Annotated in this window: 4 protein-coding genes and 1 pseudogene; 4 read left to right on the forward strand and 1 reads right to left on the reverse strand. The window is 70.0% G+C overall.

Going from position 1 to position 5,681, the window contains the following annotated elements; genetic code table 11:
- Window positions 1-298 (reverse strand): annotated as a pseudogene (locus FV223_RS18610) (L,D-transpeptidase); the annotation flags it as partial.
- Window positions 299-743: 445 nt separating this feature from the next.
- Here FV223_RS18610 and FV223_RS18615 point away from each other — a divergent pair.
- The 4 genes from FV223_RS18615 to FV223_RS18630 all read left to right on the forward strand — a co-directional run bounded on the left by FV223_RS18615 (window position 744) and on the right by FV223_RS18630 (window position 5,603).
- On the forward strand, window positions 744-1,007 hold the full coding sequence (locus FV223_RS18615) for a hypothetical protein (RefSeq protein WP_147728408.1): 264 nt from the start codon (window positions 744-746) through the stop codon (window positions 1,005-1,007).
- Between the two features lie 400 nt (window positions 1,008-1,407).
- A complete protein-coding gene (locus FV223_RS18620; protein WP_147728409.1) occupies window positions 1,408-2,661 on the forward strand; it encodes an MFS transporter in 1,254 nt (417 codons plus the stop codon).
- A 418-nt stretch (window positions 2,662-3,079) separates the two neighbouring features.
- Entirely contained in the window at window positions 3,080-4,372 is a 1,293-nt protein-coding gene (locus FV223_RS18625) for an MFS transporter (RefSeq protein WP_147728410.1), read from the forward strand.
- A 10-nt stretch (window positions 4,373-4,382) separates the two neighbouring features.
- The gene (locus FV223_RS18630) at window positions 4,383-5,603 is read left to right on the forward strand and encodes a CoA transferase (protein ID WP_147728411.1); all 1,221 of its coding nucleotides are present in this window, start codon (window positions 4,383-4,385) and stop codon (window positions 5,601-5,603) included.
- Window positions 5,604-5,681: the final 78 nt, after the last annotated feature.

Raw genomic sequence — 5,681 nt, forward strand, 5'->3', positions numbered from 1 at the left:
GCGGGCGCTCGGCGAGCTGCTGGCGCTCGGGGGCGAGGCGGCGCTCGGACGTCGCGGCGCGATCGGGAACGGCGCGGCCGAACTCGACGCGGCCGGCATAGGGCTCGTAGCGGCCGGCGCGGAGGCGGTAGAGCGCGCCGGTCTGGTCCTGGAACAGGCGGTCGTCGTCGCCGACGCCGTCGATGGCGCTCGAGGCGAGGGCGCCCCGTCCCTGGGCGTGACCGGGCGCGGTCGCGGACAGGCTCGCGAGGCTGGTCATCGCGCCGACGAGCAGAAGGCTTCGCAGGGTATTCGACATGGCGGTTCGAAACGTCCTTGATCCGAGGTCCCCGGGTCGGCGCGGGGCCGGCACGGAACCTTGAGTCACGCGGTCGTGCAGCGGCGGCCGCGATCCGGTGGTGACGATCCAAGGCTTAGCAAGTCCCGGCCCGTCGCGTCATCCTCCGCAGCGTCCCGGACGCCGTTTCATCGCGTGCCGTCGATTCCTTGCAACGGTCGGCCCCGAGCGCGCTCTCGTCTTCCCGGAATCTGCGGGGTCGCGAGATCTGCAGTGTAGAGCGGGCGCGTGGCCGGAACGCGAGGCGAGAGCTGGACGGCAGCATCCGGGCGCCCGTCGGCACCCGCCCTTTACCATGCCCGATCGTTCCCGGCAGAGCGGGGACAAGTTGCGGAGACGCGATTGATTTGTCGCCCCTCTTGGCGCCAACAGTATCGCAGATCACACCATCTTCGGACATCGACCCGTGTCATCCGCTTCGAACTTGCGCGCGCGCCTCGCGGCGTCGCTCCTGGCGCTCGCCTGCGTCGTCGCGGTCCCGGCCGTCGCCCGGGACGCCGCGAAGCGTCCGGAGCGCCCGCGCCCGGTCCAGACCGTCGAGCCGGACGCGTCCGAGCCGAAGGCCGCCTGGACGGCGGGGACCGCGCCGCCGGATTGCACGCGTGCCCGCCGCAAGTTGTGGCAGCCCGAGCAGGGCTGGATCGTGAAGACCATCACCACCTGCCATTGAGGCTGCGATCCGGCATCCGATCTCGGAGACGTGATCGGTTGATCCGCGGGCCATGCACCCGCACGGGATGCCCGTGGATTGGGCGGATTTCGGCGATCGCATCCTGCCCAGGCATCGTTGCCCTGAAACCCGGCACCGGGTGCTCGCGGGACGGCCGCATGCCGTCCCGTCGCCGGGCCCATTGCACCCCGAAGGTTCGACCCTCCGGAGCGCCGGTTCATCAGGCCGGGGGCATCCGGCGTCGCGTCCGCGTCTGGCACGGTTGCTGCTTGGGGTGGTGCGCTGCGCCATGCGCGGCACGCTGGGCAACGAAGCCTCGCAATGCGGACGGTGTGAGTCCGGTTCCTCCGGCATGAGCGGCTGCGCCCGAGCGCCCGCCCGATCAAGACGAGCACCCACGATGGCCTCCTTCAAGACCGTGATGAAGTCGGGACATCCCCCGACGCTGTTCGCCGCCTTCCTCTACTTCGACTTCTGCTTCGCGATCTGGGTCCTCAACGGCGCCATGGGGCCGTTCATCACCGAGACCTACAAGCTCTCGCCGGCCCAGACCGGGTTCATGATCTCGCTGCCGATCCTCGCCGGCGCGATCATGCGCTTCCCGCTCGGGGTGCTCGCCCAGTACATCGGCCGGAAGAACGCCGCCATCACCGAGATGAGCGTCATCATGCTGGCGATGGCCTACGGGTTCTTCTTCATCTCCAGCTACAACGACGTGCTCGCCATGGGCGTGCTGCTCGGCATCGCCGGCGCCTCGTTCGGCGTGGCCCTGTCGCTCGGCTCGGGCTGGTTCCCGCCGGAGCACAAGGGGCTCGCGATGGGCATCGCCGGCGCCGGCAATTCCGGCACCGTGCTCGCCGTGCTGTTCGCGCCGCCGCTCGCCCAGGCCTACGGCTGGCAGGCGGTCTACGGCTTTGCCGGCTGCGTCATGGCGATCCCGCTCATCGTGATGATCGTCCTCGCCAAGGAGCCCCCGGATCTCGAGCACCAGTCCTTCAAGGACCACATCTCGTGCCTGTTCACCAAGGACGGCTGGGCCTTCTCGCTGATCTACGTCATCACCTTCGGCGGCTTCATCGGCCTGTCGAACTTCCTGCCGACGTTCTTCTACGAGCAGTTCGCGGTGACCAAGGTCGAGGCCGGCCGGCTTACCATGCTCGCCGCCTTCATGGGCTCGGGCATCCGCATCCTCGGCGGCTACTTCGCCGACCGCCTCGGCGGCATCGCCGTGCTCTCGGTCGTCCTGCTCGCCTCGATCGCCTCGTTCCTGGCGCTGACCGCGACGCCGTCGCTGGCCGCGACCACGATCCTGTTCATGCTCTGCTTCGCCGCGCTCGGCGCCGGCAACGGTGCGCTGTTCCAGCTCGTGCCGCTGCGCTACCCCACCAACACCGCGGTGTCGGGCTCGATGATCGGCGAGATCGGGGCGCTCGGCGGCGCGATCCTGCCGAACGTCATGGGCTTCTCGAAGCAGTATACCGGCGCCTTCGCCACCGGCTTCGTCGTCTACGCCGTCTTCGCCGGGATCGTGCTCGGCTGCCTGTTCCTGTGGCAGCGCAAGTGGGTCGGCACCTGGGTCGGCCCGCGCGGCAAGGTGCTCGATCCGTCGGCCACCCCGGCCGCGAACGACGGCATGCGCGCCGCCACGGCCTGAACCCTCCACCATCGTCACGGATTAGCACGGGGGCTTCGGCCCCCGTTTTTCGTTTCGCCCCCAGCCGACGGCGAGAAGGGCGAGCGGGGACGGCGAGATGCGACCGTCGCGGTCTCTGCCTCAGCCCGGCGCGAGGGACGCGCAGTCCGGTGCCGTGCTCGGCCCGCCACGGGTGCGATCGACCCGCCCCCGCCTCGCTCGCGCTGCCCGAGCCATCCCGACGCCGCCGTCGGCCGACGTCGCGGTGGATTGCGCCTGCGGAAAAAACCGGGTCTTTGTCACCGACGGTTGCACTCCGGCATCGGCCGAGCGTACTGAATACGTAATGCGAAACGTCGCATCCGGTCGCGAGGCCAGGGTGCCGGCGAGGACCGCCACAAGGCGGCTGCGACAAAAATCCTGCCGGAGGATCGACGCCATGATCAAGCGCCTGAGCGCCACGAACAGCGTGCTGTTCCTGCTCTGCCTGATGTACTTCATCACCTATCTCGACCGCGTGAACATCGCCACCGCGGGCGCCGTGATCATCAAGGATCTCGGCATGTCGAACACCCAGTTCGGCCTGATCCTCTCGGCCTTCGCCTACCCCTACGCGATCTTCCAGGTGATCGGCGGCTCGGTCGGCGACAAGTTCGGCGCGCGGCGCACGCTGCTGGTCTGCGGCCTGATCTGGGCCACGGCGACGATCCTCACCGGGTTCGTCGGCGGCCTCGTCAGCCTGTTCCTCGCCCGCGTGCTGCTGGGCTTCGGCGAGGGCGCGACCTTCCCGACCGCCACCCGCGCCATGCAGAACTGGACCGCGCCCGGACGGCGCGGCTTCGCGCAGGGCATCACCCACGCCTTCGCGCGGCTCGGCAACGCGGTCGCGCCGCCGATCGTCGCCTTCCTGATCTACCATTTCGGCTGGCGCTCGAGCTTCGTCATCCTCGGCGCGATCAGCTTCGTCTGGGTCGTGGTCTGGTACCTGTACTTCCGCGACGACCCGTCCGACCACAAGTCGATCACCCGAGCCGAGCTCGACCAGCTGCCGCCCCCGCGCAAGGTCGGCGCCAAGCAGTCGGTGCCGTGGGGCGCGCTGACTAGGCGCATCCTGCCCGTCACGATCACCTATTTCTGCTACGGCTGGACCCTGTGGCTGTTCCTCGGCTGGCTGCCGAGCTTCTTTAAGCAGAGCTACGGCCTCGACCTGAAGAACTCGGCGCTGTTCGCCTCGGGCGTGTTCTTCGCCGGCGTCGTCGGCGACACGCTGGGCGGCGTGCTCTCCGACCGGATCTTCGAGAAGACCGGCAACCTCAAGCTCGCGCGCCTCTCGATCGTCGTGATCGGCTTTCTCGGCGCGGCGGCGAGCCTGACCGGCGTGTTCTTCACCCGCGACCTCACCTACGTCGCGCTGCTGCTGTCCTCGGGCTTCTTCTTCGCCGAGCTGGTGATCGGGCCGATCTGGTCGGTGCCGATGGACATCGCGCCGAAGTTCGCCGGCACTGCGAGCGGGCTGATGAACACCGGGTCGGCGGTGGCGGCGATCGTCTCGCCGATCGTGTTCGGGCTCATCGTCGACGCGACCGGCGACTGGACGCTGCCGTTCGCGGGCTCGATCGGCCTGTGCCTGCTCGGCGCGGCCGCCGCCTTCACCATGCATCCCGAGCGGCCCTTCGTGGAGCCGGCCGAGGCCGGTCTCGTCCCGCCGGGGGCGACCCTTCCGGCGCGCTGAGGGGATGCCTATGACGGAGACCCGACGCGAAGGCCCGCTCGCGGGCGTCAAGGTGGTTGAGCTCGCCCACATCATGGCGGGCCCGGTCTGCGGCCTGATGCTCGGCGACATGGGCGCCGAGGTGATCAAGGTCGAGAAGATCCCGGGCGGGGACGACACCCGCCGCTCGGTGCCGCCCGCGATCGAGGGCGAGAGCGCCGCCTACATGATGATGAACCGCGGCAAGCGCGGCCTCGCCCTCGACCTCAAGAGCGAGGCCGGCAAGGCGGTGCTGCACCGCCTGCTCGCCGATGCCGACGTGCTGATCGAGAACTACCGCGCCGGCACGATGGAGAAGCTGGGCTTGAGCTACGAGGCCCTGCGCGAACGCTACCCCGCCCTGGTCTACTGTTCGCTCTCCGGCTTCGGCCACTCCGGCCCCTACGCCGAGCGCGCCGGGTTCGATCTCGTCGCGCAGGGGATGAGCGGGCTGATGAGCGTCACCGGCGCCGGGCCGGGCGAGCCGCCGATGAAGTGCGGGCCGCCGGTCACCGACATCACCGCCGGCATCCTCGCGGCGATGGGGGTGCTCGCCGCCTACACGCACCGGCTCAAGACCGGCCTCGGCCAGGTGGTCGACACCTCGCTGTTCGAGGCCGGCATCACCCTGACCTACTGGCAGTCGGCGATCGCCATGGCGACCGGGATCGCGCCGGGGCCGATGGGCTCGGCCCATCCGCTGAATGCCCCCTACGAGGCGTTCGAGACCGAAGACGGCTGGATCACCATCGGTGCGGCCAACCAGACCAACTGGCTGCGCCTGCTCGACGTGCTCGGCGCCGCGGAACTCGCCGCCGACCCGCGCTTCGCCCTCAACGCCGGCCGCATGGAGCATCGGATCGCCCTCGCCGAGGCGCTGGCGCCGTTCTTCCGCAGCGCCACCTCCGAGGCGTGGCTCGCGCGCCTGGAGGCGGGCGGCGTGCCGGCCGGGCCGGTGCTCGACGTCAACCAGATGCACCGCGACCCGCACACGCTGGCCCGCGAGATGGTGGTCCCGGTCGATCATCCCCGCGCCGGGACGATGACGACGCTCGGGCTGCCGGTGAAGTTCTCGGCGACGCCGGGTAAGGTCCACGGCCCGGCACCGCTCTTCGGCGAGCACTCGCGCGCGATCCTGCGCGGGGCCGGCTACGACGCGGCGGCGATCGACGGCTTGATCGCGGCGGGCGTCGTGGGTGAGACAACGGCGTGACGATTGGAGAGGACTTCCACCATGAGCGACGCCGCCCCGACCGATGAGCTGCTGGCCTCCCAGGACAGCGCGATCGCC

The sequence above is a fragment of the Methylobacterium sp. WL116 genome (assembly GCF_008039455.1).
Lineage (GTDB): Bacteria > Pseudomonadota > Alphaproteobacteria > Rhizobiales > Beijerinckiaceae > Methylobacterium.